Origin of the sequence: Trichocoleus sp. FACHB-46 (assembly GCF_014695385.1) — a bacterium.
Taxonomy (GTDB): Bacteria; Cyanobacteriota; Cyanobacteriia; order FACHB-46; family FACHB-46; genus Trichocoleus.
The window spans coordinates 268,607-295,241 of the sequence record NZ_JACJOD010000013.1; the positions used below are offsets into that span (position 1 = coordinate 268,607).

At 49.9% G+C, this 26,635-nt stretch carries 32 protein-coding genes and 1 riboswitch; of the genes, 15 read left to right on the plus strand and 17 right to left on the minus strand.

Features of this window, described 5'->3' with window-relative positions:
* The first annotated feature begins 47 nt into the window (after nt 1-47).
* A complete protein-coding gene (glmU, locus tag H6F72_RS08825; protein WP_190433777.1) occupies nt 48-1,415 on the plus strand; it encodes a bifunctional UDP-N-acetylglucosamine diphosphorylase/glucosamine-1-phosphate N-acetyltransferase GlmU in 1,368 nt (455 codons plus the stop codon).
* A gap of 67 nt (nt 1,416-1,482) precedes the next feature.
* Here the strand turns inward: glmU and H6F72_RS08830 are convergent, their stop codons facing one another.
* Together H6F72_RS08830 and H6F72_RS08835 are read right to left on the minus strand one after the other, a co-directional pair.
* Entirely contained in the window at nt 1,483-2,430 is a 948-nt protein-coding gene (locus H6F72_RS08830) for an isoaspartyl peptidase/L-asparaginase (RefSeq protein ID WP_190433778.1), read from the minus strand.
* Between the two features lie 90 nt (nt 2,431-2,520).
* Nucleotides 2,521-2,685 carry a DUF2256 domain-containing protein gene (locus tag H6F72_RS08835; RefSeq protein WP_190433779.1) on the minus strand — a complete coding sequence of 55 codons (165 nt, stop codon included), beginning with the start codon at nt 2,683-2,685 and terminating at the stop codon, nt 2,521-2,523.
* Between the two features lie 133 nt (nt 2,686-2,818).
* Here H6F72_RS08835 and H6F72_RS08840 point away from each other — a divergent pair, with 133 nt between their 5' ends.
* Nucleotides 2,819-3,673: an RNA methyltransferase gene (locus H6F72_RS08840; protein WP_190433780.1), complete on the plus strand. Its 855-nt coding sequence runs from the start codon at nt 2,819-2,821 to the stop codon at nt 3,671-3,673.
* 236 nt (nt 3,674-3,909) lie between these two features.
* Nucleotides 3,910-5,739: a serine hydrolase gene (locus tag H6F72_RS30190; RefSeq protein WP_242016842.1), complete on the plus strand. Its 1,830-nt coding sequence runs from the start codon at nt 3,910-3,912 to the stop codon at nt 5,737-5,739.
* Here the strand turns inward: H6F72_RS30190 and obgE are convergent.
* From obgE to H6F72_RS08865, 4 genes are all read right to left on the minus strand, one after another.
* A complete protein-coding gene (obgE, locus tag H6F72_RS08850) occupies nt 5,726-6,826 on the minus strand; it encodes a GTPase ObgE (RefSeq protein ID WP_190433781.1) in 1,101 nt (366 codons plus the stop codon). The two genes, H6F72_RS30190 and obgE, sit on opposite strands and share 14 nt — an antisense overlap.
* A 156-nt stretch (nt 6,827-6,982) precedes the next feature.
* Nucleotides 6,983-7,243, minus strand: coding sequence for a hypothetical protein (locus H6F72_RS08855; RefSeq protein WP_190433782.1), 261 nt, complete (start codon nt 7,241-7,243; stop codon nt 6,983-6,985).
* Nucleotides 7,244-7,358: 115 nt separating this feature from the next.
* Complete coding sequence (locus H6F72_RS08860) at nt 7,359-8,987, minus strand: C39 family peptidase (RefSeq protein WP_190433783.1); 1,629 nt, start codon at nt 8,985-8,987, stop codon at nt 7,359-7,361.
* A 358-nt stretch (nt 8,988-9,345) separates the two neighbouring features.
* Nucleotides 9,346-9,783 carry a peroxiredoxin gene (locus tag H6F72_RS08865; RefSeq protein ID WP_190433784.1) on the minus strand — a complete coding sequence of 146 codons (438 nt, stop codon included), beginning with the start codon at nt 9,781-9,783 and terminating at the stop codon, nt 9,346-9,348.
* A 312-nt stretch (nt 9,784-10,095) separates the two neighbouring features.
* Between H6F72_RS08865 and H6F72_RS08870 the strand changes: the two genes are divergently transcribed.
* Complete coding sequence (locus tag H6F72_RS08870; RefSeq protein ID WP_190433785.1) at nt 10,096-10,347, plus strand: hypothetical protein; 252 nt, start codon at nt 10,096-10,098, stop codon at nt 10,345-10,347.
* Nucleotides 10,348-10,423: 76 nt separating this feature from the next.
* On the opposite strand, the gene hypB is transcribed toward H6F72_RS08870, so the two are convergent.
* The 3 genes from hypB to H6F72_RS08885 are packed head-to-tail and all read right to left on the minus strand — an operon-like array spanning nt 10,424 to nt 12,801.
* Nucleotides 10,424-11,152: a hydrogenase nickel incorporation protein HypB gene (gene hypB / locus H6F72_RS08875; RefSeq protein WP_190433786.1), complete on the minus strand. Its 729-nt coding sequence runs from the start codon at nt 11,150-11,152 to the stop codon at nt 10,424-10,426.
* A gap of 50 nt (nt 11,153-11,202) precedes the next feature.
* On the minus strand, nt 11,203-11,601 hold the full coding sequence (gene hypA, locus H6F72_RS08880) for a hydrogenase maturation nickel metallochaperone HypA (protein ID WP_190433788.1): 399 nt from the start codon (nt 11,599-11,601) through the stop codon (nt 11,203-11,205).
* A 3-nt stretch (nt 11,602-11,604) separates the two neighbouring features.
* A complete protein-coding gene (locus H6F72_RS08885) occupies nt 11,605-12,801 on the minus strand; it encodes an agmatinase family protein (RefSeq protein ID WP_190433790.1) in 1,197 nt (398 codons plus the stop codon).
* Nucleotides 12,802-12,889: 88 nt separating this feature from the next.
* Nucleotides 12,890-13,026: riboswitch (guanidine-I (ykkC/yxkD leader) on the minus strand.
* Between the two features lie 212 nt (nt 13,027-13,238).
* Here H6F72_RS08885 and H6F72_RS08890 point away from each other — a divergent pair.
* The 4 genes from H6F72_RS08890 to H6F72_RS08905 all read left to right on the plus strand — a co-directional run bounded on the left by H6F72_RS08890 (nt 13,239) and on the right by H6F72_RS08905 (nt 16,128).
* The gene (locus H6F72_RS08890) at nt 13,239-13,649 is read left to right on the plus strand and encodes an Npun_F0494 family protein (protein ID WP_190433792.1); all 411 of its coding nucleotides are present in this window, start codon (nt 13,239-13,241) and stop codon (nt 13,647-13,649) included.
* A 47-nt stretch (nt 13,650-13,696) separates the two neighbouring features.
* Nucleotides 13,697-15,166, plus strand: coding sequence for a cobyric acid synthase CobQ (gene cobQ, locus H6F72_RS08895; protein ID WP_190433795.1), 1,470 nt, complete (start codon nt 13,697-13,699; stop codon nt 15,164-15,166).
* 175 nt (nt 15,167-15,341) lie between these two features.
* Entirely contained in the window at nt 15,342-15,581 is a 240-nt protein-coding gene (locus H6F72_RS08900; protein WP_190433797.1) for a 2Fe-2S iron-sulfur cluster-binding protein, read from the plus strand.
* Nucleotides 15,582-15,714: 133 nt separating this feature from the next.
* Entirely contained in the window at nt 15,715-16,128 is a 414-nt protein-coding gene (locus H6F72_RS08905; protein WP_190433799.1) for a hypothetical protein, read from the plus strand.
* Nucleotides 16,129-16,418: 290 nt separating this feature from the next.
* Here the strand turns inward: H6F72_RS08905 and H6F72_RS29685 are convergent, their stop codons facing one another.
* From H6F72_RS29685 to H6F72_RS08925, 4 genes are all read right to left on the minus strand, one after another.
* Entirely contained in the window at nt 16,419-16,622 is a 204-nt protein-coding gene (locus tag H6F72_RS29685; RefSeq protein WP_199298974.1) for a hypothetical protein, read from the minus strand.
* Nucleotides 16,623-16,710: 88 nt separating this feature from the next.
* The gene (locus tag H6F72_RS08915) at nt 16,711-17,283 is read right to left on the minus strand and encodes a DUF4351 domain-containing protein (protein ID WP_190433801.1); all 573 of its coding nucleotides are present in this window, start codon (nt 17,281-17,283) and stop codon (nt 16,711-16,713) included.
* Between the two features lie 152 nt (nt 17,284-17,435).
* Entirely contained in the window at nt 17,436-17,663 is a 228-nt protein-coding gene (locus H6F72_RS08920; RefSeq protein ID WP_190433803.1) for a hypothetical protein, read from the minus strand.
* Nucleotides 17,639-17,890 carry a hypothetical protein gene (locus tag H6F72_RS08925; protein ID WP_190433805.1) on the minus strand — a complete coding sequence of 84 codons (252 nt, stop codon included), beginning with the start codon at nt 17,888-17,890 and terminating at the stop codon, nt 17,639-17,641. The genes H6F72_RS08920 and H6F72_RS08925 overlap by 25 nt, the downstream gene beginning before the upstream one ends.
* Nucleotides 17,891-18,190: 300 nt before the next feature.
* Here H6F72_RS08925 and H6F72_RS08930 point away from each other — a divergent pair, with 300 nt between their 5' ends.
* Together H6F72_RS08930 and H6F72_RS08935 are read left to right on the plus strand one after the other, a co-directional pair.
* The gene (locus tag H6F72_RS08930) at nt 18,191-18,565 is read left to right on the plus strand and encodes a helix-turn-helix domain-containing protein (protein WP_190433806.1); all 375 of its coding nucleotides are present in this window, start codon (nt 18,191-18,193) and stop codon (nt 18,563-18,565) included.
* A gap of 38 nt (nt 18,566-18,603) precedes the next feature.
* Entirely contained in the window at nt 18,604-19,464 is an 861-nt protein-coding gene (locus tag H6F72_RS08935) for an ImmA/IrrE family metallo-endopeptidase (protein WP_190433807.1), read from the plus strand.
* 64 nt (nt 19,465-19,528) lie between these two features.
* Here the strand turns inward: H6F72_RS08935 and H6F72_RS08940 are convergent, their stop codons facing one another.
* The 4 genes from H6F72_RS08940 to H6F72_RS08955 all read right to left on the minus strand — a co-directional run bounded on the left by H6F72_RS08940 (nt 19,529) and on the right by H6F72_RS08955 (nt 23,686).
* Entirely contained in the window at nt 19,529-19,864 is a 336-nt protein-coding gene (locus H6F72_RS08940) for a hypothetical protein (RefSeq protein ID WP_190433808.1), read from the minus strand.
* Nucleotides 19,865-20,007: 143 nt separating this feature from the next.
* Nucleotides 20,008-20,460 carry an SRPBCC family protein gene (locus tag H6F72_RS08945; RefSeq protein ID WP_190433809.1) on the minus strand — a complete coding sequence of 151 codons (453 nt, stop codon included), beginning with the start codon at nt 20,458-20,460 and terminating at the stop codon, nt 20,008-20,010.
* A 65-nt stretch (nt 20,461-20,525) separates the two neighbouring features.
* On the minus strand, nt 20,526-22,001 hold the full coding sequence (zds, locus tag H6F72_RS08950) for a 9,9'-di-cis-zeta-carotene desaturase (protein ID WP_190433810.1): 1,476 nt from the start codon (nt 21,999-22,001) through the stop codon (nt 20,526-20,528).
* Between the two features lie 56 nt (nt 22,002-22,057).
* On the minus strand, nt 22,058-23,686 hold the full coding sequence (locus H6F72_RS08955; RefSeq protein WP_190433812.1) for a hypothetical protein: 1,629 nt from the start codon (nt 23,684-23,686) through the stop codon (nt 22,058-22,060).
* 448 nt (nt 23,687-24,134) lie between these two features.
* Here H6F72_RS08955 and H6F72_RS08965 point away from each other — a divergent pair, with 448 nt between their 5' ends.
* The 5 genes from H6F72_RS08965 (at nt 24,135) to H6F72_RS08985 (ending at nt 26,617) form a co-directional block, all read left to right on the plus strand.
* Complete coding sequence (locus tag H6F72_RS08965) at nt 24,135-24,488, plus strand: iron-sulfur cluster assembly accessory protein (protein WP_190433816.1); 354 nt, start codon at nt 24,135-24,137, stop codon at nt 24,486-24,488.
* A 118-nt stretch (nt 24,489-24,606) separates the two neighbouring features.
* Nucleotides 24,607-25,029: a tetratricopeptide repeat protein gene (locus H6F72_RS08970; RefSeq protein WP_190433818.1), complete on the plus strand. Its 423-nt coding sequence runs from the start codon at nt 24,607-24,609 to the stop codon at nt 25,027-25,029.
* A 192-nt stretch (nt 25,030-25,221) separates the two neighbouring features.
* Nucleotides 25,222-25,416: a hypothetical protein gene (locus H6F72_RS08975; RefSeq protein ID WP_190433820.1), complete on the plus strand. Its 195-nt coding sequence runs from the start codon at nt 25,222-25,224 to the stop codon at nt 25,414-25,416.
* Between the two features lie 126 nt (nt 25,417-25,542).
* Nucleotides 25,543-25,788, plus strand: a complete 246-nt coding sequence (locus tag H6F72_RS08980; RefSeq protein ID WP_190433821.1) for a hypothetical protein — start codon at nt 25,543-25,545, stop codon at nt 25,786-25,788.
* Nucleotides 25,789-25,873: 85 nt separating this feature from the next.
* A complete protein-coding gene (locus tag H6F72_RS08985; RefSeq protein ID WP_190433823.1) occupies nt 25,874-26,617 on the plus strand; it encodes an SIMPL domain-containing protein in 744 nt (247 codons plus the stop codon).
* Nucleotides 26,618-26,635 lie beyond the last annotated feature (18 nt).

Consider the following 26,635-nt stretch of genomic DNA (forward strand, 5'->3'; position numbering starts at 1 on the left):
TGTAGAACCGCGGTATACTCCGGTGGAACAGATGGAATCTGAAGGGAATGGTAGCGGTAGCAATCTTAGCGGCTGGACGTGGAACACGCATGAAGTCGAACCTACCCAAGGTTTTGCATGGTCTGGGTGGGCGATCGCTGGTGGAACGGGTTCTGAATAGTTTGTCTGATATTGAACCATCTCGACGAATCATCATCGTCGGCTATCAAGGGCATCTTGTCCAGGAAGCTTTAGCATCTTTTAGCGATGTCGAGTTTGTGGAACAGGCAGAGCAAAAGGGCACAGGGCATGCAATTCAGCAGCTGTTGCCTCATCTAGCAGGGTTTCAAGATGACTTGCTGGTGCTGAATGGAGATGTGCCACTTCTGCGGCCAGAAACATTGCAACAGTTGTTAAAAACACATCAGCAGCACCAAAATGCTGCCACAATTTTGACGGCTCAACTGCCCAATCCTAAAGGATATGGGCGGGTTTTCTGCGATAGCCAAAACATTGTGAAGCAAATTGTAGAAGACCGAGACTGTAGTCCTGCCCAGAAGCAAAATCATCGCATCAATGCGGGAGTCTACTGCTTCCGGTGGCCTGACCTAGAGCTGGTACTGCCCCAGCTCAAAGCAAACAACGACCAACAAGAGTACTACCTGACAGACACCGTAAGCTTCCTAGAGCCAGTCATGTCGGTAGATGTAGAAGATTATCAAGAAATTTTGGGCATCAATGATCGTAAGCAGTTGGCGGGCGCTTATGAGATTTTGCAGGCCAGGGTAAAAGACGATTGGATGGCTGCCGGAGTCACATTGGTAGATCCAGACAGCATCACCATCGATGAAACCGTACAGATTGAACCGGATGTAGTGATTGAACCCCAAACCCACTTGCGCGGCAAAACCACCATTCGTGCAGGCGCTCGTATTGGCCCTGGTAGCTTGATTGAGAACAGCGAGATTGGTGAGAATGTAACAGCGCTCTACTCAGTCGTGACGGACAGCACCGTGAAATCTGGGGCTCGGATTGGTCCTTATGCTCATCTCCGGGGCCATGTGGAAGTAGGCTCTGGCTGCCGTATTGGTAACTTTGTCGAGATCAAGAGCAGTACTGTGGGCGATCGCACCAACGTAGCTCACCTGTCTTACATCGGTAACGCGACGCTAGGTGAACGAGTGAATATTGGTGCGGGAACGATTACCGCCAACTACGACGGAGTGAACAAGCATCCGACCGTGATTGGCGATCGCACCAAGACAGGCTCCAATAGCGTACTAGTAGCTCCCGTTACCTTAGGGGCAGATGTTACTGTGGCAGCAGGTTCCGTCGTGACCAAAGATGTCTCCGATGATTCGCTGGTGATTGCTCGTGCCCGTCAAGTGACGAGAGCAGGTTGGCGGATGAAACCGCAGGCTGGAAGTGAGGAGTAAGGAGTGAGGAGTCTGAAGTCTTGACCTTCCTTCATCTTTCCTCCTACTCCTTACTCCTCGCCTCTCTTCACGTCGTACCTACCACCATTCCAGACGCTAATTCTAAGGTGTCGCCGATGCGATCGCCGTTGTGGTAAGCAGCCAAGAGAACATCACTAGTTTTGCCCCAGGCGATCGCACCATTGGCATCAATTCCAATGGCACCCAAGTCGCGCTGATTTTGTTGAGACTCAGTAAAGGAGCGCTCAAAGGCAGCTTGTAGGGGTAAGCCGTCGGTAACCCGCACGACAATCCGCGCGGCGAGGCACTCGTCAATAATGTCTTCCCCAATGCCAGTACAGCTAATCGCTGCATGAGTGGTGGCGTAGTTGCCCGCAGGCATGGCAGAATCGCTGACTCGGCCCACGCGCTCGAAACCTTTGCCCCCAGTTGAGGTGCCAGCTACTAGATGACCTTGGTTGTCGAGCGCGACCACTCCAATCGTACCGCGCCCCGCATTGCTATCGGCAACGAGTTCCTCTGCGACGACACCCGCCATTGTTTTGGAAAAGTTGCCTTGCCGTTCCTGAATCCACTCTTGTAGCCGTAGCTCCGTTAAAGGTTCATGGGGGGGAATTTGCAGTTCACGCACTAACTCAGCGGCTCCATGGTCAGAAAGCACGCGATCGGCAGCATTTTGCAAGGTTTCAGCCAGATTGATCGGATTTTTTACCCGAGAAACGTTAATCACACCACTAAAGCGTTGAGTTGCGCCATCCATGAGCGCCGCACTCATGCGAATTTGGCCGTCGGATTGCAGCACCGAGCCAGTGCCAGCATTAAAACGGGGATGGTTTTCTAGAAGCTGACAACCCCGAACCACAGCAGTTTGGGCGCTGGCTCCTTGGTTGAGGAGGGCATAAACTTCTTCCACGATGCCGTAAAGAATTTGTCGTAATGCGTCTGCTCCCCCTTTGCCTTTTAAGGAGCTACCCGCCCCTCCATGAATAATTAGCTTTGGCTGCACCCGTGACATAACTAGCACCTTTAGTAAATTAGATAAGACTCAACTGCCTGAAACTGGCGAAGCTGGCGCGATCGCTAGCCCAGCCGACAACTCCCCGATCTATAAATCTAGCGACTGAGCTTGACTACGACGACGGCGACACCGCTCTGAACAGTATTTAACTTCATCCCAGCAGCCTTCCCATTTTTTTCTCCAGGTAAAGGGACGTTGGCAAACCGGACAAATTTTAGTCGGTAAATCGGATTTAGAGCGAGCACGTCCCATAGTCAAAGCATCTAGAAATCAAACGGTGAGTCGTAGGGTACGGTTGTAGATTAGGCTGTTTTAGGAAATAACCTATAACTCCAGGCTTAGTCTACTAAAACCTTAGCTGCTTACCCTCTATTCCTGGTTTTACATGTCTGAAAGTGCCTTAACCAAAGTCCGAATTGTCTTGGTAGAACCCGCAGGGCCGCTCAACATAGGTGCGATCGCCCGTGTGATGAAAAATATGGGTCTGCAACAGTTGGTGTTAGTTAATCCGCATTGCGATCCCCTAGGGCCAGAAGCACGCCAGATGGCCGTTCATGCAGTAGATCTTCTCACCACAGCTCACGTAGTCCCGAATTTGCCGACTGCTCTCCAAGGATGCCAGCGGGCGATCGCAACCACAGCCCGGAGTCGCACCTTAGAAACTGAGTTGGAGCATCCCCGAACCGCTCTCCCTTGGCTATTACCCGGAGTTAGGGAAGTTGAGGAAACAGAGCCGGAAAACAGCTCAGACGCAACACCAACGGATACTTGGCAATCAGCCTTAATTTTTGGGCCAGAGGATCGCGGGCTGAGTAACGAGGAACTGAACTATGCACAGCGCTTCATTCGCATTCCCTCCAGCCCAACGTATCCGTCGCTGAACTTAGCTCAAGCAGTAGCAGTTTGTTGTTATGAGCTATATCAATCTATTCAGATCAGCGCAGAACTCACTGGAATCCCGCCAATCGCCCCCAAACCAACGGCCCTAGCAACGCCTGAATCCTCAACCACCCCAGTGATGGCTCCTCTAGAATCCTTAGAAGGGTATTACCAACAGTTAGAAACTTTGCTCTTGAAAATTGGTTATCTTTACCCGCATACTGCAACCAGTCGCATGGAGAAGTTTAGGCGATTATTTAATCGAGCTGAGCTTTCGGCTGCTGAAGTAGCGATGTTGCGGGGTATTCTCAGTCAAATGGAATGGGCGCTCCAGCAAAGTCAGAAGTACGAAGAGGTATGAACCTTCGGCTCTCTTGGAGTCCTCTCAACATAGGTACAACCTAGACAAGAGGGGGCGATCGCGAGTCATGAGGTGCAGTTGCAGCCGAACAAGGTTAAAATTCATCCAAATTTGTGCAATTAACCGCAAATACGATTAACCTTACGGCAGCGTTGCTCAACGCCCGCAATGAGAAATGAGGGGATTGGTGTGGCTAGAGGTGTACAGTTTAATGTGTTGTGTCGGGAGGCTCGCTAATGACAGATCAAGGTAGCACTATGAGCCGTCGGCACCGTCGTCGCCAAATGTTGCAGGCATCGCAGCAGCAAGAAGTTGCGAAAAGACTGCCTAGCCAACCCGAAAATTTGCTTTCCGCTCAGGGCACCGTGCCTAAGGCTCCCACGCAATCGCAGCAGCGGGCTAGCCATCGAGCGGGATCGCAGTCACACTTACGGCTTAACTTAAAGCAACTGTTGTCAGGCCAACCAGAGCGGCGTTTACTGCCCCTCGCTAGGACAAACGGGCAACTAGTGGTATCGCCATCGAGAACTAGCGCGATCGCACCTACGACCCGCCGTTCAGCCAGAGAAAGCGGTTTACGCACGTCTAACAATGCTCAGCGTCTCCCCGGACCGCGAGATACCAACTCAATCGACGATAGTCTTTGGCGCGATCGCTTACTGCCACTCACTCCCAAAGCAGCAACCCGAGAAGCAGCTAGAGGAATAGGCGCAAAAAATTCCCCACTCTCGGAGCGACAAACTCAAGTCAGCAGCCCCATTCCAGGCAATTCATCGGGTTCCAGAACTCGATCAGGCAAGCGCACTCGACAACGCAGTCCTAAACTGCACCGCTCCCAACCCACAGCTCAGTCAATTGCAGAGTTGAAGCGCAAGGCAGCTCAGCGATCGCAGCTTCGGCGGTCAGTATCTCCTTTGCTGTATGGCACTCGCCTGTTGATTTTGGGCTTAGGCATTGGGGTAATTGCTGGCACTTTGCTCTCTACTCTAGACCCTAGCCGCTTTATGGCTGGAGCCTCTCAAACGGCTATCAACGCTAAGAGCCAGACTGAACAACAGGCAAAAGTGGTTAACTCAGCTAAACTTCCGATGCCGTTGAAGTTAAGCCAAGAAGCTGCCCCCCTGAAAGCTGAGATTCAAGGGTTAACCAGACAAACCTCCGGTTTAACCCCAGGCGTGTTTCTGATCGATCTGGATACGACGACCTATGTAGACCTGAATGGAACTGCCGTCTTTCCAGCAGCTAGCACAATCAAAGTTCCAGTCTTAGTAGCCTTCTTTCAAGATGTAGATGCTGGCAAAATTCGCCTAGACGAGCTTCTAACGATGAAGCCTGAGTTGATTGGCTCTGGGTCAGGCGATATGCAGTATCAACCTCCAGGGACAAAATTTAGTGCCCTAGACACCGCATCCCGAATGATCACGATTAGCGACAATACAGCAACCAACATGCTAATTGCTCGCTTGGGTGGGGTTGCTGCGCTCAACCGACGCTTTCAATCTTGGGGCCTCACAGCGACGGTAATTAACAACCCCCTACCTGACTTACAAGGCACCAATACCACCAGCCCTAGGGATTTAGCCACCTTGATGGCCTGGGTGAATCAAGGGGATTTGGTGTCGATGCGATCGCGCGATCGCATGCTTGACATTATGCGGCGCACCGTAACCGATACCTTGCTGCCCCGCGGTTTAGGAGAAGGTGCCACCATTGCCCATAAAACTGGAGATATTGGTTCGCTGATTGGAGATGTCGGTTTAATTGACATGCCCAACGGTAAGCGATACGTCATTACCGCTTTGGTCAAACGTCCCTTCAACGACGGGCAAGCTTCAGAGTTAATTCGCCAAATTTCCCGCGTCACCTACAACAATCTCAGCCAATCGGGGGGAGCTGCGAATACTCTGCCGGGGTCCACTATGGCTCCGGGTCCAGGAGTAGGTATGCCCAACCCAGCAGGAAATATGCCACTGGGCAACCCCGCCAATGTCCCAGGTCAAGGCCGTCCCATGGCGCCTGCTGCCCCCAGCACTTTTAACCAACCACCAGGGTTTAATCAGCAATAAGACTTTCCGAGAGACTTTGGGAAAGATCTTCAGCCAGATCCGGGGGGAGATCCTCTGAAAGGCTTGCTGCTTCCTCCGCCGCCATTTGGTCTAGAGTCTGCCAAATCTCTTGCAGCAAAGGCTCTAGACCGATGCGCGCTACGGCTGAAATCAGAAAAACAGGCACTTGGCTAAGTTCTCTTAGGTGAGCTGCTACAGCCTCCAAGGTTTGTGCAGCTTCCTCCTGATTCTGGATGGCATCCATTTTATTGAGGGCAATAATCTGCGGGCGATCGCTGAGCCCCCGACCGTAAGCTTGCAACTCATCTTGAATGACGTGATAAGTCGCGATCGGATCTTCAGTAGTTGCGTCAATGAGGTGGAGTAAAAGTCGAGTCCGCTCAATGTGGCGAAGAAAGTCGTGGCCCAAACCTGTACCCAGGTGCGCTCCTTCAATTAAGCCAGGAATATCGGCAAATACTGTGCCGTCTCCCGTTGGTTTACGCACCACGCCTAAGTTGGGCACCAAGGTCGTAAAGGGATAGTCGGCAATTTTGGGTCGGGCAGCAGATAACACCGAAATCAAAGTAGACTTGCCCGCATTGGGTAAGCCAATAATTCCTACTTCCGCCAACAGTTTTAACTCCAGTCGCAGCAAGCGGGACTCACCAGGTAAGCCAGGCAAGGCTCTTTCAGGAGCGCGGTTATGGTTGCTGAGGAAGTGCTTATTACCCAGCCCGCCTTTGCCACCTTGAGCAATGCAGAAGGTTTGCCCAGGTGTAATCAAGTCGCCCACTATTTCATCCGTTACGGCATCATAAATCATTGTGCCGCAAGGAACTTCAATGATTCTGTCATCCCCTGATGCTCCTGTGCGGTTGTTGGGGCCGCCTCGCTCGCCATCTTCCGCCTTAAAGATGTGTGCGTATCTAAAATCAAGCAGGGTTTGCAAATTCTGATCCGCCTTCAAGATCACGGAACCACCTCTGCCACCGTTGCCACCAGAAGGCCCCCCTGCAGGTACATACTTTTCACGCCGGAAGGCAACTAAGCCATCACCGCCGTTACCCGCTTGAACTTGAATTTCTGCTTGATCAATGAATTGCATGAGGATGAAAACTGAAGCGTTTATCTATCCATCATAGGTAACTACTTCTCCCTTGAGTTGAGTTAATTTCAGCTCGAAGTGTCTGTACCATGACTGTCTCTCCTGAGCGTAACGATTGCAGCGATAATGAGCGATCGCCTCTTCAAAGTAAGTCGGTTAGCCATGTTCGTTAACTTGTTGTTGTAGCCACCCATCTACAGGTTGACCGTCGCGCCGCTTCAGCTCAATTTCGACCACTAAGACTTCCTGGGAACCTGGAGGGGCAGGCTTTTGATGAAACAAAATTTCGTAGGCCGCAGGGTCTTCGTTGCGCTCCCGCAGCCAATCTTGCACCTTCATCGTGGCAAAGAGCGATTGCCCCTGCTCAAACATGCGCGTAATTTGCATTTGCAGGGTGTAGGGGTTGTACCGAGGCATCGCTGACTCCGATCGCTGAACAGTACCCAGATTTTAGCTTGGGGAGCGATCGGCGGTTTGCGATTAGCAGTTAGCCGAATTCAACCGCTAACAAACAACCACCAATCGCTATAAATTACCGAGCAATGAAGTGCGCCCAAACATTGCCATCTGGACCTGCGACTCGATCCATGTAGCTGTAGGGATAAAGCAGCTTACGGCCTTCGGTGTCGTAGTAGCCAGATAGAGCATCGCCCCAAGGGTCGTTTACGATGAAGCCTTGCGCCGTGTAACCTACCACGCAAACAATATGGCCAGTCGCTGTGAAGTCTCCCCCCATCACGACAGGGCGACCATTGATTAGTTCGTCCTTTACGGCTGCCCAGTTGCGAGTGGTGCTAAAGCTGGTTTTGAAACCATAGGCCTTAATCATTTCTGAGAGAACCGCATTATCGGTTTGCGATCCTTGGCCGTAGCGGTTGAGACACCATTGCAAGAGTTCATCCTCTAATTGGCCGCCTTGCGATCGCCGTCCGTAATAGTAAAAAATCATCGCGATCGAGGTGACGTTGCAAGTCGCCCAGGAATAGCGCGGATTGTCCCGTTGGGAAAAGTAAGGAACATTCAGTTCCACCTGGGGTGGCATCGGGTTGAAGGGCTTGGTGCCCCGCTTCATTTGGATAAAGTCGGGAAAGATATAGCCCGTGTTGCCAAACTGAGGCAACTCTTCGGTGAGGGAGGCTTTGATGTGGCCATCGGCGATCGCATAACCTGCCACCCCGTAAACACTGCCTGCCGTTATCGCGAACTTTTCTGAAGCTTGCAGACTGGCGGAATCAACCGGACGTTTTTTGAACACAGTGGTTTTGAGCACCGTGGCTGTGAGGGCGTCTGGGTCAAAAGACACAACTTTATTGTTGTGCTTGATCTGAATGTGCTCCCAATAGATATAGCCCGTTTGCCCCAAACCCTGAATAGGAGTAGCCAGAGACACCCGGAAGTGACCTTTGATCGCAGCGTATCCAGTAATTTGTAAAGTTTGGCCCTGTAACAACTCAGCTTTTTGGTTGGCTGCTAATGAGGCAGAGTCAGCAGGCTGAGCCTTAATTAAGGTGGTTTGCGTAACCAGAACCTGAGCGCTTAAAGGTGTGTTAGGAACATCGCTGATATTAAACTTGAAAACCTGTGCTCCCTTGCTGAGTTGCACATGCTCCTCAAAGAAATAGCCGAATTCTCCAATCGGGGCAATGGGCGGGTCAAGCACCACTTTGAGATGTCCATCCACTGAGCCATAGCGACTGACCTTGAAAGTTTGGCCTGCCTTTACAGCTACCTTCTGCTGAGCGTTGAGACGGGCTGAGTCGATGGCACGAAACTTAAATAAGGTATCTCGCAAGACTTTTAAGGTTAGCGACTGGCCTACCGTCATCGGGTCAGTGCTGACAGTCAGGTAAATCACTTCATCGTCAACCAGCTTGCCAGCGCTATCAGTGCCTTTGAGTTTTAGCCAGCGAGAGCCTGCGGCCTTAAAGCCTTGGTTCAAGTTCACTTGCCAAGTGCGCTTTTGAGCATCCATCATCACTTCCAAGGGATACTTGTCCTCTGCGGCGAGTGAGACTTTGGCAATTCGTAGTGGGTCATAAGTTCCCTTGAGAACCACGGCCTGATTGATCAGAACTTCTCTGGGGCCACTGTAGGTGAGTGCGGGTGGGGCAGAAGCAACGGCTGGACTACTGGGCGGATTTTGGGCTTGGGGGTTGGTCATAGTGTCCTCAGTCGGTCGATGACTCTTTCTTCTAGTCTTCTATCTAGAGTGGCGACTTCATCCTATGGAAGTGGCACCCTTCAACTTGAATTCTGAATGGCTATGCTTCTGATTGCTCACTCAAGGCAGGGGGCAGAGGCAAAGCACTCAGGGCAACTACAGTTGGAATGGAATACTTTCCGACACATGTCAAAAATTAGGTCAGGCACTCCTAGCGCTAAGCTACTTCCTGCTGCTCTGACACCCATCTGGCAGAAGGCTGAAAAGAAAAGTCCCAAGATGATGGCAACCTTGGGACTTAACAACATAAATGAAATTAAACAGTACTAATCAAAAATCACTAACGCAGTGCTAGGGGCTATACACCCAAGTCAGCCAAAATATCAGTTGCATGGGTGTCGGTCTTCACAGTGGTGTAGACATTGCTGATGGTGCCGTTGCTGCCAATGACGTAGGTGACACGCTTGGCATAACCACCCCCATCGACATCGTAAGCTTTCGTGATGGCACCGTTGACATCGGCGAGGAGAGGGAAGGGGAGATTAAACTTCTCTGTAAACTTCTGGTGAGAGGTTTCGTCATCAATGCTGACACCTAGCACCACAATGTCTTTGCCTTGATACTGGCTGTAGTTGTCTCGGAAGCTGCAAGCTTGTTTGGTGCAACCGGGCGTATCGTCTTTGGGGTAGAAGTACAGCACAACCGCCTTGCCTGCAAAGTCAGACAGCGAAACAGTATTACCGTTGGTGTCTTTGGCTGTAAATGCGGGGGCAGTATCGCCAACAGATAAAGGCATAGATTTGGCTTCCTTCTAGTTTCTAGGTTCAGTTCCAGATTGTAACTTACCGAGCTTTTTACAGCCCTAGCGGGAGTGATTCCAGAAGGAGGCGATCGCTGCCTATTCCTTGAGGTTGAACCGTAAAACGTAAAGTTATACTTCAGGCGCTTGATCAAGTACTTTGATATTCTGTAGTCTTTGTTACAGAAATATTTTTAGTTCTTAGCGGCAGAGTCGCTTAACTGATAGTAATCTGCCAATTGATTTAGCAGTTGCTACTCAATCTCAGACTAAAGCCCAGGCTAAGACTCAAATTAAGGAAACTGACTTATGAAAGCTCAAATGCAATATTCCCAAACTGCTTTTGCTCAGACTGCTAACTTTTGCTGGCTCCCTGGCCTGGCTCCCGCCCCTACTGAAGCCGAGGCTTCTACTTGGGTGCATTTGCTCCAGCCTCCCAGCACTTTTAGCTATGACGAAGCTTTGCTAATTTGTCAGCAGTCTGAAGATGAGTGGCTGGCTTGGGTGCCTGAGCACGGTGAAGTAGTGCTGCACGTCAATCAGTTTTATCGCGCTGCTTAACTGAGTCAGGCTCCACAGGGAGTACTTACAGTTGACTTGAGGCGACGCGATCGCCTCATCCAATGCTAATCCGATGTTAATGAGTAGCGGCTAGCTCTACAGTCTCCACATCATTATCACTATCACTGGGTTTAAGGAGTGATACTTGAGTGCGTACCCACTCAAACCAAGCCTCCAAGCCTTCCCCAGTTTTGGTGGAAACCGGAATGATGGTGGCATGAGGATTCATTTGCCGCACATTCGCCACAATCTGTTGAATATCCACTTCCAAGTAGGGCGCTAAATCCATCTTGGTAATCAGTAAGCAGTTCGCTTCTTGGAACATCACTGGGTATTTCAGTGGCTTATCTTCGCCCTCGGTGATGCTGAGCAGCGCGATCTTGGCATGCTCACCCACTTCAAACTCGGCTGGGCAAACTAGATTCCCCACGTTTTCCACCAAAACCAAATCGAACTCATTGGGGTTGTATTGGTGAGAAAACTGATGCAAACCGCCTGCTACCATCTTGGAGTCGAGGTGGCACGAGCGCCCTGTATTGATGGCAATGACTGGAACGCCATATTGCCGCAAGCGATCGGCATCTAGTTCGGTGGTCATGTCACCTTCAATCACTGCAATTTTTAGCTCACTGGTTAAAGCGGCTAGAGTCCGTTCTAGTAGGGCCGTTTTGCCAGCGCCGGGACTGCTCATGAGGTTGAAACAGGTGATACCCCACTGATCAAAATGTGCCCGATTGTGGTCAGCTCCCGCTTGGTTGACGTGGAGTAGGTTAATGCCAAGGGCAGCGTCGAAGGTTTGGTGCATGAGTTTCAGTGAGGGGGAAGGGGTGAGGAGTGAGAGGTCAGAAGGAAGGGTTAAGCGATCGCTGCGTTAGCTGGGTCAGAATTAACAGCGTCAGCAGTAGCAACAGAGTATTCAATGCGATCGATTTTGAGTTCGCGGCCAGATCGGATGTCTTCCATCGGGGATTGGCATTGGGGACAGGCATATTGCAGACCAATCTCAGGGGCGTATTCTGCTTGGCAACGGTGACAGAAAGCAATTAAAAGAGTTTCTGCGATCGCCAGTTCTGCGCCTTCGAGAAAGGTGTTGCGCGTCTGCACTTCAAAGGCAAATTGCAGACTGACAGGTTCCACACAAGTGCATTTGCCCACAGTTAGGTGAACTCGGCTTACCTTAGGTTGTTCTGGCTGCGCTTCCCACCAGTCCTTAACTGTGAGAATGAGGGCTTTGGTCATATCAGTTTCGTGCATACCTTAGCTCCACTCCGCGACCAATTCTGGGGTTGCCTCGGGATGAATGAAACTGGCCTTTTCTTTACGCGGTAGTTGCCCGGACAAGACCAGATGAGCCATTGTGTCGCAAATGACGCGAGTCGCCATTAAAGAGGTGATGTCGCTGATGTCGTAGGGAGGGGAAACTTCTACGATTTCAAGACCGCAAACAGGGGCACGCTGGACAATTTTGCCGAGGAGATAGAGGGCTTCGCGCGGCATGAGGCCACCGGGTTCGGGCCAACCTGTACCAGGGACAAACCCAGCGTCAATGCAGTCAATGTCAAAGCTAATGTATACGCAGTCAGTGCCATCCATAGCCCGCTCTAGAGCAAACTCTACGGCTGCATCTAGGCCCATTTCCATAATGTCTGTAACAGTCAAGATGTTGGTGTTCCGCTCGCGGCAAACTTTCACGCCTTGTCGAGGCACTTGCCAGCCCCCAATGCCTAACTGCACCAAGTTCTTGGGAGGTGCATTCTTGATGTTGTTGGCATGGAACCAAGGGCAGGTATGCATGCGCTCGTCTAGGTCAGTCTCTTGGGTATCCACATGGCGATCGAAGTGAATAATGCCAACTTTTTTATCCCCTAGGTGCCGACAGATGCCCCGAACCGTAGGATAACCAATCGAATGATCGCCGCCCATAATGATGGGAAAAGCACCCGAACTAAAAACGTGGGCAATGCCCTTAGAAATCTGATCAAATGATTTTTCGTTATTCGCAGGGATGGTGAAAATATCCCCCACATCACAGAGGGTAATTTGCTCTCTCAGGTCAATGCCCAGTTCAAAGTTGTAAGGGGTATAAAGCGCTGAGATCCGGCGAATTCCTTGGGGGCCAAAGCGAGTTCCGGGGCGATAGGTAGTACCCGAATCATGGGGAACTCCCACGATCGCGACATCATATTCCCCGACTCTTCTCACATCTTCTAAATAAGGCGCTTTGAGAAAAGTATTGATGCCTGCATAGTGCGGCAATTCTCCGCGAGAAAAAGTGGGAATGGTGCGATCGCGAATACTTTCGGCAGCTTCTAAACCATACTCCAAGCCTCTAGAGACTTCTTGTTGCCAGCCAGTCAGGGGCAGATGAGTCTCCAGTTCTAGGGCACGATTGGCTTCAGTTTGGCGCTGCGGTGAGTCGCCATTAGGACTTCGAAAAAGTGAATCTTCAGTCATGGTTTGTGGCGATGCGAGTGGACTAAAAAACAGAGAAAATTGCAACACAAAAGCCCAGGAGAGCCATAGCAGTTCAACTCTGCTACGTACCTCCCGGGCTTTTTTCCCGCCGTGTGACCAGCTAGTGTTTCTACAAAATTGCCGAAATACTAAAGACTGGTTGCCTCTCTCGGACCAGACGTTTGAGCCATCAAAACTAAAACCGGAACCCTAGAAGCAATTAAATTGTTGTGATAGTTCTAGCAACAGCACAAAAGCAATTGTGTATTGAAAAATACAAAGTTTCGCGATCGCGAAACCTGAAGGCAATCTGACAGACCTTCCGGACTGGTGGCGATATCGCTGAGAATCTAAGATTAGGAGATAATGCAAGCAACTGTAATTTCAGCTAGCTGCGTTACAGCTTGATTTTTGACTCAACATCCTTGTGCTTCTCAATGACTGTAGTCAATCCCAACCGTTCTAGAACCATTCACTATCCCAGCCGAACCGTCAAGCGAGCTAAGCAGGCCATGCGTTGTGCTCCATTTCGGGGCTACTTGTTTGTCACCATGCACCAGCAAAGCGTCTCCCTACAGGCGATCGCGGGGTCCGCTGGAGTACAGCAGCAATATACACGCCAGCCACTATCAGAATTGAAGGCTGAGAGTGCTTTGCTATGGTTAATCCAAGTGGGAGTGCTACGGCGAGAAGTAGATGGTCAGGGTTTGACGGATAGTTTTCGGCTCACGCCCCTTGGTCGGCAAATCGTAGAGCAGTGGCAACTGCAAGGAGGAAATTGGCCTAGTGCAACGCTATGGGACCACCTCTATAACGCCTTGAACCGTTGGGTAAGACTACCTATTTAGTCGGTGCTGATGAATGATTGAAATGGGATAGCCAGCGAGGACCTCGGATGAAAGCCATTATGATCGTGGGCACTACGTCCCACGCTGGAAAATCGCTACTGACTGCGGCTTTGTGCCGAATTCTGAGCCGTCGCGGTTGGCGGGTCACTCCTTTTAAGGGCCAGAACATGGCTCTTAACGCTTACGTAACCTCAAGCGGAGGGGAAATTGGTTACGCTCAAGCCGTACAAGCTTGGGCAGCAGGGGTCAGCCCTCGCATTGAGATGAACCCAATTTTGCTCAAGCCTCAGGGAGATATGACTTCCCAGGTGATTCTCAAAGGCAGAGCAGTAGGCAAAGTCAGTGCAGCCGACTATTACGAGCATTACTTTGAACCAGGCTGGCAGGCGATCGAAGAATCGTTGCGACGGCTGGGCGAAGAATTTGACTTAGTGGTGTGCGAAGGAGCAGGCAGTCCTGCCGAGATCAACCTCAAGCACCGCGACTTGACTAATATGCGGGTGGCAAAACACTTGAATGCGTCCACCATTTTAGTTGTAGATATCGATCGCGGTGGCGCTTTTGCCCATATCATCGGCACCTTAGAACTCCTAGAGCCTGACGAACGAGCCTTAATTCGCGGCATTGTCATCAATAAGTTTCGCGGTCAGCGATCGCTCCTGCAATCCGGGATCGATTGGCTACAAGAGCGCACAGGCATTCCCGTCATCGGTGTGATTCCATGGATGGAAGACTCTGGTTTCCCAGCCGAAGATTCGCTAGATTTGTTCGAGCGCCGTACCAGCCAAAGCAATCGTGATCTAACGATCGCCGTGGTTCGCCTGCCTCGGATTTCTAACTTCACTGACTTTGACCCACTGGAGTCAGAATCAACCGTCACCGTGAAGTACGTGGGTCCAAAAGATTCTTTAGGCTATCCAGATGCGGTGATTATTCCTGGCTCTAAAGCCACGATCGCTGACTTGCTGACTCTGCAAAAAACTGGCATGGCCGAAGAAATTCAAAACTATGCCGCAGCCGGTGGCACCGTCCTCGGAGTCTGCGGTGGCTTCCAAATGCTGGGTAAAATTTTGGCAGACCCCGAAGGGCTGGAGGGGCATGAAGGTCGCTATAAGGGCCTGGGGCTGTTACCCCTCAAAACCGTGATTACAGGGCAAAAAGTAGCTCGCCAGCGTCTAGTCAGTTCCAACTTTCCTCAAACTGGACTGCCTGTTTCAGGTTATGAAATCCATCAAGGCCGAACCCAGGTGATGGAAGGGGAAGGGGTGCAGTTGTTATTTGAAGATGCCAATTTGGGAGTAGTGGACAAGAGCTTGTCTGTATGGGGCACCTATCTGCATGGCTTGTTCGACAATGGCCCCTGGCGGCGAGCTTGGCTAAATCGCCTCCGACAGCAGCGCGGTCTGAAGTCTTTGCCAACCGGAATTTCCAATTACCGAGAACAACGAGAAGCCCTTTTAGATGCTCTGGCTACTCAGGTTGAATCACACCTGGACTTAGGCCCCATTCTTCCCTAGAGAGGCACAGTCAACCTTTCTCTGAAAAGCTAAAAAAATAAGCGCACCCTCTATTCAAGGTGCGCTAAATGTCCCTAACCCTTTGGGTGCAACGTACCCATTTGTCCTTAAGCTATACAGTAAAGGCTGGCTCGTCAGAATGCCGTTAGATTTAGCTTTATTTTAGGGTTTTGTCATGAGTGTTTGCATTCGCTTTCTACCCGACGATGTCACGATTGAGGCAGAACCAGGAGAATCATTACTGGAAGTGGCTGACAGAGCGGGAGTTGACATTCCCACGGGGTGCCTGATGGGGTCTTGCCACGCCTGTGAGGTAGAAATTGAAGGCGGGGAAACGATACGGAGTTGCATTTCGGCAGTCCCACCAGGGCGATCGCAACTCACCATTCAACTATTCTCCGATCCTAGCTGGTAAATTCTTTTTGTAGAGAAAGTATCCCCTTGGGGAGATGCCAAGCTAACAATCACTTGCCTCTCCTGAGAGACGTAGGAAGACTCTTTGCTGCTTACCCTGATTGGTAACAGTACTAATCAGGAGATCAAGAATCATGATTCCCAAGGGTTTCGCCATTTTGGGAGCAAGTTTACTCACCCTAAGCTTCTTGCCTGCGGCTTCTGTCCAAACTTCTAGGCAAGTGGCGACTGGTAACTTTACGCTATCCGGAGAATCACTACGCGGTGTTCAAGGTCGTAGCATCAGCCAAGATTTCCCCGTTGGGCGATCGCCTCGACCATTAGTGTCATCCACTAGCTCCAACACCAACACTACATCTGGCCCCCAAGCAGATCTAGCGCTAGAACCACTACCGAGAAATTGGACCGTAGGCGATCGCGTAGATGTAATTCTCGATCGCTCGTCCGGTGCGGTAGTTGAAACCACGCCTCTGCTAGTTCAAGATGCACCCGCTACCGAGTCACCAGAATTGCGAGTGCAATATCAACTGTTGCAAGAAGACCAATAACTTACGTTTAGACGGTAAATGCTTCTGGATCAATATCCCAGTTGACCCATTGAATCCCATTGAATCACTGAGTAACGCAGGGTTAGGAAGCGGGAAACTGACTGGAGAGCGATCGCAAACAACGGAGCAGCAGCGTATAGAACGTTGAGGTGTGGTTACTTGTTCTTGGTCTGAGTCTTCGCTTGCTCAATCGCGATTTCGCGCATGGCTTGGAAGGAACTGATATTTGCTGCGCCTTCAATCGCTTTGACTGCCAAATCCTGAACCTGTTTGAGGGCAGCGCTAAGCTGTTACGAGAGAGCATGAATCCGGGTCTCCTGATTTTGTAGGGTCTCCTGTAGGGATTGGATGCGTAATTCATAGTTGCGCTTGTTCCCTTCCATGTCTTTGGCATACAAATCTGCTTTGACCTTGGCTTGGTGATGAGCAATGCCCCTGCCTTCTTCCTTGACGCGTTTGATCGCCGCCTCCAACTCTTTGGGGAAGCCTTCCACCTTTTCTTTCAGCTCGGCAAATTGTTTCTCTCGGTCCGCGATCGCGGTTTCTTGCTCGGTCCGCTGTTTTTCGTCCGATCGCCAACGCTCATTTCTTGCGCTTACGGCTCTGTGAAGTGTGAGTTTCCAACCAATTTGTCAAATCAGCCTCACTATTGAAATCCCAGAGAGCTGTGTCTAAACTCCAAAGTATGTTGGTAGAAAGGCGAGAAACTTGCTGTTCTAAGGCTGGTTCCAGGCTTCCGAGTTGATGTTGTAACCGTTGCAGAACTCGATGTCGTTGGTATTCTGCTTCAGTTGTGAAATGATGAATTTCTGGCTCAATAACTTTGTAATCTAGCGTCACGATCGCCTCTGTCATTCCAGAAATTTCTGCGTCTGGATCGTCCCACCAGGGAGGCTCAAACATCACGAGAAAGTAGTAATACTTTTCACCATTTCTCAGCACTTGAGAGGAAAGCTCTAATTTTTGAAATTTAGGTTTTTGGTGGCTCATTTGATGAATGTAGGCAGATGCTACGTCAATCACAGCATCAATGCGAACATCTAAAGGAGATTGACCATTCCAGGTATAAGTGCGGTGTTCATCACTGACATAAAAGGTATGTTCTACGATCGCCTCGTTGCGATGTGAGGTATGACCGCAAAGTAATTGCTTCATGAATTGCACCAAGATCGATGGCTTGTGGAGAATTCTTTGTAGGGGCGTAATATTAAGGCACTCATGCAATTGGAGGAGCTTTCAAAGGCACGCATGGCCAGGTCTTGAGCCTGGCGCATTGCAGCTTGAAGTTGATTGGAAATTTCGGTGATTTATTCCGTTTGTTTTTGGTTTTTAGCTTCGAGAGATTGGATTTGCAGTTCGTAGGATTGCTTGGTGGCTTCCCATTCTTGCTCGAACAAATCCGCTTTGACCTTCGCGTCTTGATTAACTTCGCGAATACCTTCCTCTCTAGATTTCTTAATTGCTTCCTCTAATTCTTTAGGGAAAGCTTCGGCTTTTTGGCGATAAGTTTCTAGCTGCGTTTGATTCGCTGGCAAAATCCGCTCCCGTTCTGACCAATCTTTTTCTTTGGCCTGAGCTGTTTCCTGAAGTTCTCGCTCAATTCGGCGTTGTTTGGCTTCGTAATCGTCGGTGGCAATGGTGCGCGATCGCTCAGCTTCTTCCTTGGTGGCGAGCTTGGACTTACGGTTTGCCGCTCCGCCAAAATCTGTTGAAATGCTTCTAAAGTCTTGGCTTTGCTATCTTTGACGGCACCTGAGGTCATGAAACATCTCCTAGAACTAGAACTTGAATCTTGTTGATGGGATTTATATGAAGCAGGCTTTGCCCGCTCCACATAAACCTTCTTGGTGAATCACTGAATCTGGAAAGAACTTGTTTTGAACTAACTCGAACTCGCGGCGGGGAATGTTTCGGAGGGATTTCTGTTAAAGTGAAATCAGGATTGCAAACTGTGGTTTACATTTTCTGAACACTATTATGGCATTTACTTCGGAAAATGTAAAGCTAGCAGACTAAATTTGCAAACTATAGTTATCAAAAACTTGTCCTAACTGTCAATGCAATGGAAACTGATGACTTTGGTAAGAAGGTGCGCGATCGCCGCCGAGAAGAAAAACTCAGCCAGGAAGAATTGGCACAGCAGGTAGGAATTTCCCGCAACTACCTGTCACAAATCGAGCGCGGGCAGGCCACCAATCTGTCCTGGCAAGTGATGGAACGCCTCACCTCGGTATTGGGGTTGAAGCAAGAACAAACAGGAACCTTAGAGGCAATGGCAGATTTGCCGTCCAGCTTGGCGGAGTTCGCCAAAACCGCCGACCTCCCCCCGGATGATGTGCTAATGTTGGCGCGGCTCAAGTACCGAGGTCAGCAACCCACGACCCCGGAAAAATGGGAATTGCTCTATAACGTGATTAAGATGACTGTTGGTAAATAGATTCGCCATTAATCCAGTGAGTGAGGCAGAACAGTTCCATGCAGTACAGGCATCCTGGGCAAGCTTTCCTGTCCCGTCATGGGCTGCTGCAAACTGAGCAGGATATGTTCCGCTATGTTGAGTTTTTGCGGCAATCAGCGGGGCTGAGTGATGAACCGCCGATCGATCTCTTACGCATCTACCAAGAATTCGGCATGCCTACGCCTCTGCGGGCACCGCTAGCCGATCAGCAAGGCATTCTGGTGGATAGCGATGCAGGTTTAATTCTGATTAAAGAAGATGACCCCTTGGTGCGGCAACGCTTCACCGAAGGTCATGAGCTAATGGAGTTGTTGTTTGACGCTCAGGAGCGGTTATTCCTAGGCACCAACACCCAACTACCCTGGCAGGCGGAGCAAAAAGAGCAGTTGTGCGATCGCGGAGCCGCAGAGTTGTTGATGCCTACCTCTTCGTTTTTGCCCCAACTCCGCAGTCTCGGCTTCTCCCTCCGCACAGGACAAATTCTCGCGAATCTCTACCAAACCTCGCTGCTCGCCACTTTGCTCCGCATGGTGCAACATGAATCGGGAGCCTATGCGGTAGTAATGTGGCACCAGGCTCTACGCCGTCGGGAAGCAGAAGGTTGCCTCCCCACAAAACCACAACCTAAAAAGAAACTGCGCGTGTGGTGGCGGGCCAAGGCTCAAGGTTGGAGCAGCGGCTTCATTCCCAAAAACAAGTCCATTCCCCACGGCTCCCTCATTGCTGAAGCGTTTCACAGTGGACAGCCTCAAACAGGTACGGAAGCCCTAGACTTTGGCTGTGGCCCGCTTCACTGTTATGTAGAAGCACTGCCTATCCAGTTAGGTGGCAAATCCTGTGTTCTATCTTTGTTGCATCTACCGTCACCTAGTCGGTAAAGCTACAGCGTAGGTAGAACTTATAGCGCGGACATCTTGCCCACGCCATCAAAATTTTAGCTATTTACTTAGCTGTACTCGGCATTCTCATCATTCCTGGCATGGGTTGCATCATGTCTTTTTTGTTGTGATTCATCATGCCTGACATGTTGCCACCCATCATGTTTTTACAACAGCTACATCCACCCTCGTTAGCTGGCTGCATTGTTGGCTTTTGCCAAACAGCGGGTTGATTCATCGGTTTTTGAGTGATTGACTCACTCATCTTGTCAGCAGCTGTTATTTTCGTGGGAGTTTGGTTTTGCTCAGCCGCTGATGCAGAGCTTACCGCTACGGTAAACAGGCCAAGTGTCGCGATCGCACCACTCAAAATTGCGGCTTTGCCTTTTGTCATACTCATATTGAACGCTCCATTTTCAAGTCGCCCTACTCAGTAAAGATAGTAGAGATGTGAATGAAGCTATCTTAGAGTCTCCAGCCGACTAGGGAGTCAAAGCGTTCTGAGTTGGGCGATCGCGACTGCTTAGCTCTAGATCAACAGGATTAAGCTTCTACCTGGGTTTTAACTTGCAGTGCGTATTGCTTGAAACGCTCTAGATCGGCTTGGATCGTGGATTCTACCACTCGTCCCAAGAATAGATTGTCCATCAGCTTACCGATAATGCCAGGGATGGCGTAGGAAACGCTAAGTTTGACGATGCTGCTGTTACCGCGATCGTAGAAACGAATCGCGCCTCGGTTGGGTAAACCATCCACTGATTCCCACTGGATAATTTGCTGAGGCACAATTTTGACGATGCGCGATTGCCAACTAAAGGTCCAACCGCCTGTAGCTAGCTTCCAGCGAGACAGATCTGGGTTGTCCTCCTGCACTTTCACTGAGTCAATCCACTTCATCCAGCGGGGCATTTGCTCCAGGTCAGACCAGAGACTCCAGGCCAATTCAATGGGGACATCGACTTCAACTTGGACGCTATGTTCTAGCCAATCGGACATGCTCAGATCTCGCTGGTGATGGTAAGTTAGATCCCCCAACCCCCCTTAAAAAGAGGGCTAGTGAGTTAAGCGTTCATTGTTACAGGTTGACGATTCTCAGTTACTTGAGAAAAATTAGCCAGAATTTCTCGCGCAGCTTGCCGCCCAGACAGAGTGGCTCCTTCCATACTGTCGATGTAGTCTTGCTGGGTGTAGCTGCCTGCCAGGAAGAAGTTGGCGATCGGGGTTTTTTGGGGAGGACGGTAGGGGTCCATGCCTGGGGCTTCGCGGTACAGGGATTGCGCCAGTTTGACGACACTATACCAGGTCATGTTCAGTTCTCGCGAGGAGGGGAACAGATCATGCACTTGCTTGAGGACGTGCTGAGCGATCGCCTCGTTGCTCTGCTTAATAAATGGATCACCTGGAGTCAACACCAACTGCAACAATGACCCTTGCCCCGGACGGTAGTAGTCAGCAGGGCTAGACAGCGCCAAATCGGAGAAGCAAGAAAAGTCTGCATCAGCCGTGTAGAGCAGGTTGTCAATTCCGGCGGCGTGCTCTAATTGTTTACGAGCTTGGGGGTCTTGTAGTTCCGTCACCCAACCATCAAACCGCAGTTGAACCGTCGCTACAGGAACCGCATCGAGCTTGTAGATATTGTCGAACTCGGACCATTGCCGCCATTCGGAAGGTAGGAGGCGTTGCACCCCCGGTACATCACAGGCACAGAGGTAAGCATCCGCAGTAACGGTTTCTTCGGTGTCACCGTTAGCAATCACTAACCCAGTGACTTTGGTTTGATCACCTGCGTCTTCAAACAGGACTTTGCGGACACCCCGGCGGGTGTGTATCTTGGTGCCCCGCGATTCTAAATAATTCACAATCGGCTTGAGCAAATATTCGTGGGGAGAGCCTTTGAGCATGTTCAGCTTAGAGGCTTCGGTTTTGGTGGCAAACATCTGGAAAATCGTCAGCATACAGCGAGCTGAGATATTTTCCGTGTCGATGAAACCTAAAGCGTAGGCGATCGGGTTCCACATCCGCTTCAGGCTACCATTCGAGCCACCATGACTGCGGAACCACCGGGCAAAACTGACGCGATCGAGTGCGCGGATTTGTTTCATGCCGCCTTCGTAGTCGATCAAGCCGCGAATCATCGGGCTGGTGCCGAGGGCGATCGCATTTTGCAGCTTATCGAGGAGCGACAACTGCCCGGTAGTGAAGAAGGCTTTGAGGCCATTAAAAGGTGCCCCAATCGGAAAGCGGAAATCGAGTTCCTTGACCACACCGCCACGATTGACGAAGGTATGCGTGTGTTGCTTGGGCAGCAGGTTCTCAAATGCGCCAACCTTTTTCATCAACGCAAACAGATTGGCGTAGTTAAAGAAGAACACATGCAGGCCCATCTCGATGTGGTTGCCGTCAGCATCTACCCAACTGCCAACTTTGCCACCGACAAACGGACGAGACTCAAAAATCTCTACTTCATGCCCTGCATCGACTAAATCGACGGCTGCGGCCATGCCAGCAAGCCCCGCCCCAACGATCGCAACTCGCATTCTGCCTTTCCTGATAATTGCTTTACATATTTTAAGACAGAGTGAGCAAGTGAGGTTCAGACCCAATCGATCTCTAACTTCAGCTCCATTGGGCCAATGCCTAGTTCTTCGGCGGAGAGCGATCGCGCTTCCATCAACGCCAGCATGTCTTTGACGGGTGGTTGGCCACGGGAAGCCCCAGTTACTCCTTTAGCAATCACTAAGCCGCAATAGCCTTTCGTTTTTTTACAAACTCGCTCCCATTTCTTGCGGGCGGCTGTGTAAGCAGCATTTTCCTCAATAAACTCTTCAAATAGGTGCAATTCTCCGTTGTTAGTTTGCAGAACCCCTAAGTCGTAGGTTGTCCCCGCAAACGGATCTTCACCAGGGTTAAAACAAATAGCGTTCAGGCCACCTGCCGCTTGTAGACCTTGGATTAAAGCTTTGGCTTTAGGCTGCGAGGTTTGAATGAAGACGACAGGGAGACCTTCACCTACTGCTTCAACGCGGGTATCAGCGAGCTGATAAAAGCCTGAGTCTTTTCTCAAAAGTTCGACAGTTTCCCAGGGCAAAATTTCTAGCCAGCGTAGACAATCCTTGGGCACCAAATCGTCGCGCAGCACTGGAAAGTCTAAATCCTCGTCTTCGTCATCTGTCAATGCCGCTAATTCAGCAGCAACATCGGGCAAGGTAGAAACTTGGACGCAAATCTGTGATTGCTTGGATTTTATGCCTAGTTCAGCCAACGGAATACGGTAGCGGCTACTAATAGCTGGGAAGTGATCGAGCGATAGTTTTTTGCCATGCTGACGAAAAAAGCGATGGAGCGCTTCTGCGGCAATTGAACAGGCGATCGCTTCTTCTTCATACAAATACGATCGCATGCGCTCCAGTGGGTGCAAATTGCCAAAGCTAGGTTGTACTTCCGAAGGTGGCAATTCTGACAAATCAAGCGTTTCGTCGTCAGTTTCATCTTCCGTCTGCTCGAAGGTGATAAACATGCAATCTTGCTTTAGGAACGCAGATTCCATGTGATCGCTTGAGTCTTGGTTTAGGATCTGTTGACGAAATTGCTTCAGGGAATCCAGCGAACGATAGAGCAAAATGCCATATTCCATGCCCATCATGCCCATGACGCAAGCATAGAGGGTCTCCACATCCCATTGATTAATCTCGATGGCTAAAATTTGATGCTCGCCTAAAATTTCCCAAGGCTCACCGTCCCAAAGCTCATAAGCTTTTTCAGTTAAGGCTTTGGCATAGGCTGGAGGCAGTTGAGGAGGGCGGACGCTAGCAGCTTCTTGAAAGCCCTTAAAGATTTCATCAATCAGGGGTAGGTCTGGCACATAATCAATCACAATGTCCAGATTTTGGAGAACACCCCGGAGGAAAAACTGAAGTTCGCGATCGCGCACCACAATCTTTTGCGGACGGCCCGGTAAAGCAGGGCTATGAGGATGCTCCATTGCTTGCAAAAGGGCTCGGACTACCGCCTCTGCACCTGTTTCTAACGGTACAATGTCCATCGCTCGCACCACTGCCTGCGAACCGTCTACCCAGAGAATGCACTCCCCTTCCCCTTTCAGCTCTGCCCCAACACTTGCCGCTGCGCTATCGGTCAATGGACGGCGATCGCCCTCCCAAACACTAGGAATTTGTTGCAAGTTTTGCAGGCGACGACAGGTGGGGGGAGTCAGAGTAGTCATAGACCGAACCAGTGATTATAGAAGGCTAGGGCAAAGGGGAAAGATCAATGGTAGCCATATTAAAGCTGAAACGTGGGGCTCATCGGGCAGAGCTGAGAAGCAAGCAAAATTCAGGGGTTGTTGCCCAGTCAGCCTTGCAGCGCCAATGGCAATGCCAGCGACCTATGCAAAAAACTTTTGCTAGAGAATTTATCGTACTAAATCTGGCTTAACCTAAGCCATTAAGGGCACAACGGAAAAGCACAGCAGACATGGCTAGTTTGCAATCGCTCAGCTGCGATCGTGTTCGAGCAATCGGCTATCGAGGTTAAGATCTAGAGTAGAACCATCACAGCGAGTTTGAGGGGTTTGGCTGGTACAACCAATTTAGCTGAAATACCCTTCAGAAAATAGACTGAAAAGCTGAAGCAATCTACGTTTTAAGAAGCATAAGGAGTCACACCGAGCAATGACACAAGCAACTCAGTCTCAACAAGGAATTTTGCTAACGGAAAATGGCCTCCGCCAAGTGCTTGCGCTGCGAGAAAAGCAAGGTAAAGATCTCTGCCTGCGGGTAGGAGTGCGCAATGGCGGTTGTTCTGGTATGTCTTACCTGATGGATTTTGCTGACCCCAAGGATATTCGTGAAGACGATGACGTGTTTGACTATGACGGTTTCAAAGTCATCTGCGATCGCAAGAGTTTACTCTACTTATATGGTTTAGTGCTGGACTACAATGATGCCTTAATTGGTGGTGGCTTTCAATTCACCAATCCCAACGCTTCTCAGACTTGTGGTTGTGGGAAGTCATTCTCGGCTTAAGTAGCCAGCTTTGAGTTTAGAACCGTAGCCCAAAATTAGTCCAAAACTACGAACCATGCTCCCCTTAGCATGGTTTAATTTAGTGCTGCCATCTCAACCATTCAAGTTTTGAACTGATATGACTCAGACCATTGAAGATCTCTTTGATGCAAGCATTGAACGCTACAAGGCAGGAGAAGGCCCAGACACCCTGATTCCTGTGTTCAAAGACATTTGCGAGCGGGCCCGCAAAAGTAGCCCTGCTTGGACTTGCTTAGCTTGGCTGTATCTCTTAGATAACAAACCTACCCAGGCTTACAATGCAGCGCAAAAAGCAGTCAAACTCAATCCGCAAGATCCGCAAGCCCAAGTAAATTTAGCGATCGCCATGCTGGAAACCTCCAAAAAAGGCGTCCGTGATCATATTGAGTTAGCTCAACAGATCATGATGGTGGCTAAAGAATTAGAGGACGAAGTTAAACAAAATCTTGAAGAAGGGTTAAGCAGAAAACCCGATTGGAAGAGTTTGCAGCGAGTTCAGCAGTGGCTATTCGAGGCCTAGGAGCTGCATGTGGTAATGAATTGAGCGTTTAGAGATATAAAACTCTCTGTCTATTTATATCGCTCAATAATTGCTCAAACAACTTAACGATAAATCCGAAAATCTAATGATAAGATTTTATGAACTAAGCGATAAGCTGAGCTTTTAGCTTTATCGCTGGTTCATTTTTAACATTCACGGAGTTAGGCCGCCATGATCATTGAGAATGTCGCTGTTAAGCCAGAAACTCGGAATCACAAAGGATTTTTTGTTCAAGAAACTTCTTACAGGCTGGTTGGGATGGATCAATCAGGCTGGGCTTTGATTTGTATTGATGATGCAGTTTGCCACTATGTAGATCCAGATGATCTGAGCCTTCCCGGAGAAGCAATGAATGATCTGGACTAAGCAGACTTTTTAGATAGTTAATTTCAAAATTATCAATTCTGCTTCTACAATTGTGGCTGTACTCATTGCAAGTACGGCCATCTTTTTTTGTAATCTATTTTTTGTGGCTCTCAGCCTAAACAATTGATGAAAGACAACCTTTTAAAGTGGATTAATCTAGCGCTTGTTGCTGATTTATTTTTAGTTTTATTTAGCTTTTTCTGGCTCGCGATCGCGGTGATAGGCCGTTCTGCGGGCGTTCCTTTAGGCTTAGATTTGTGGTACAAGCTCTGGGACCCTGTGTTCACCCCAGCGCTAGGAATTCTGATGGCAGGAGCTTTAGTCAGTGGAGCCGCTAGTTGGATTTCGCAAAAACTGAACCCCAAAACTTGAGGTTTCCAAAACTGTAACTTGCTAACCCCTCAATGACGCCAGTGACACAGTAGACATATCCGCTCGATTCAAGGGTTGAGGATATATGAACTGTGCCCCTCTAAGTCGTTTTATTAGAACCGGAAATCACTATTTAAGAGCTGCATTCCTGTTACTAGGTGTCATTGGCCTAAGCGCTTGTCAAGCCCCATCCAGCAATAGCCCACTCACCAGAACCTTAATGGTTTCGGGTAAAGGTGAAGTCCATATTCCAACCACCCTCACCCAAGTCCAACTGGGAGTGGAAGTCCAGAATCAAACGGCTGAGGCTGTGCAACAACAAGTGGCGCAGCGATCGCAAGCTGTGGTTAAGCTCCTCCAGTCTCGCCAAGTCGAAAAGCTAGAAACCACTGGCATTCGGCTCAGTCCTCAATACAGCTATAAAGATGGAGAACAAAGCATCAAAGGCTACTCGGGGGCAAACATGGTCAGCTTTCGCATGCCAACAGACAAAGTTGGCACCTTACTAGATGATGCCGTCAAAGCAGGCGCAACCCGGATTGATAGCGTTTCCTTTGCTGCCTCTGACGAAGCGATCGCCACAGCGCAACAAGATGCAATTCGAGAAGCCACTGCCAAAGCTAAAACTCAAGTGAGTGCAGCTTTAGAAGCTTTGGGGCTGCAACAGCGAGAAATTCTCAACGTTCAAGTAATGGGTGGTAACCAAATGCCCCCACCGATGCCAATGGCGATCGCCGGAGAACTAACTCAAAATGCCAAAGTGCCTACGCCCATAATCGGTGGAGAGCAGGAAGTTGCAGCGATTGTAACGCTACAAGTCCGTTATTAACACTTCTGAGGCGAGAAC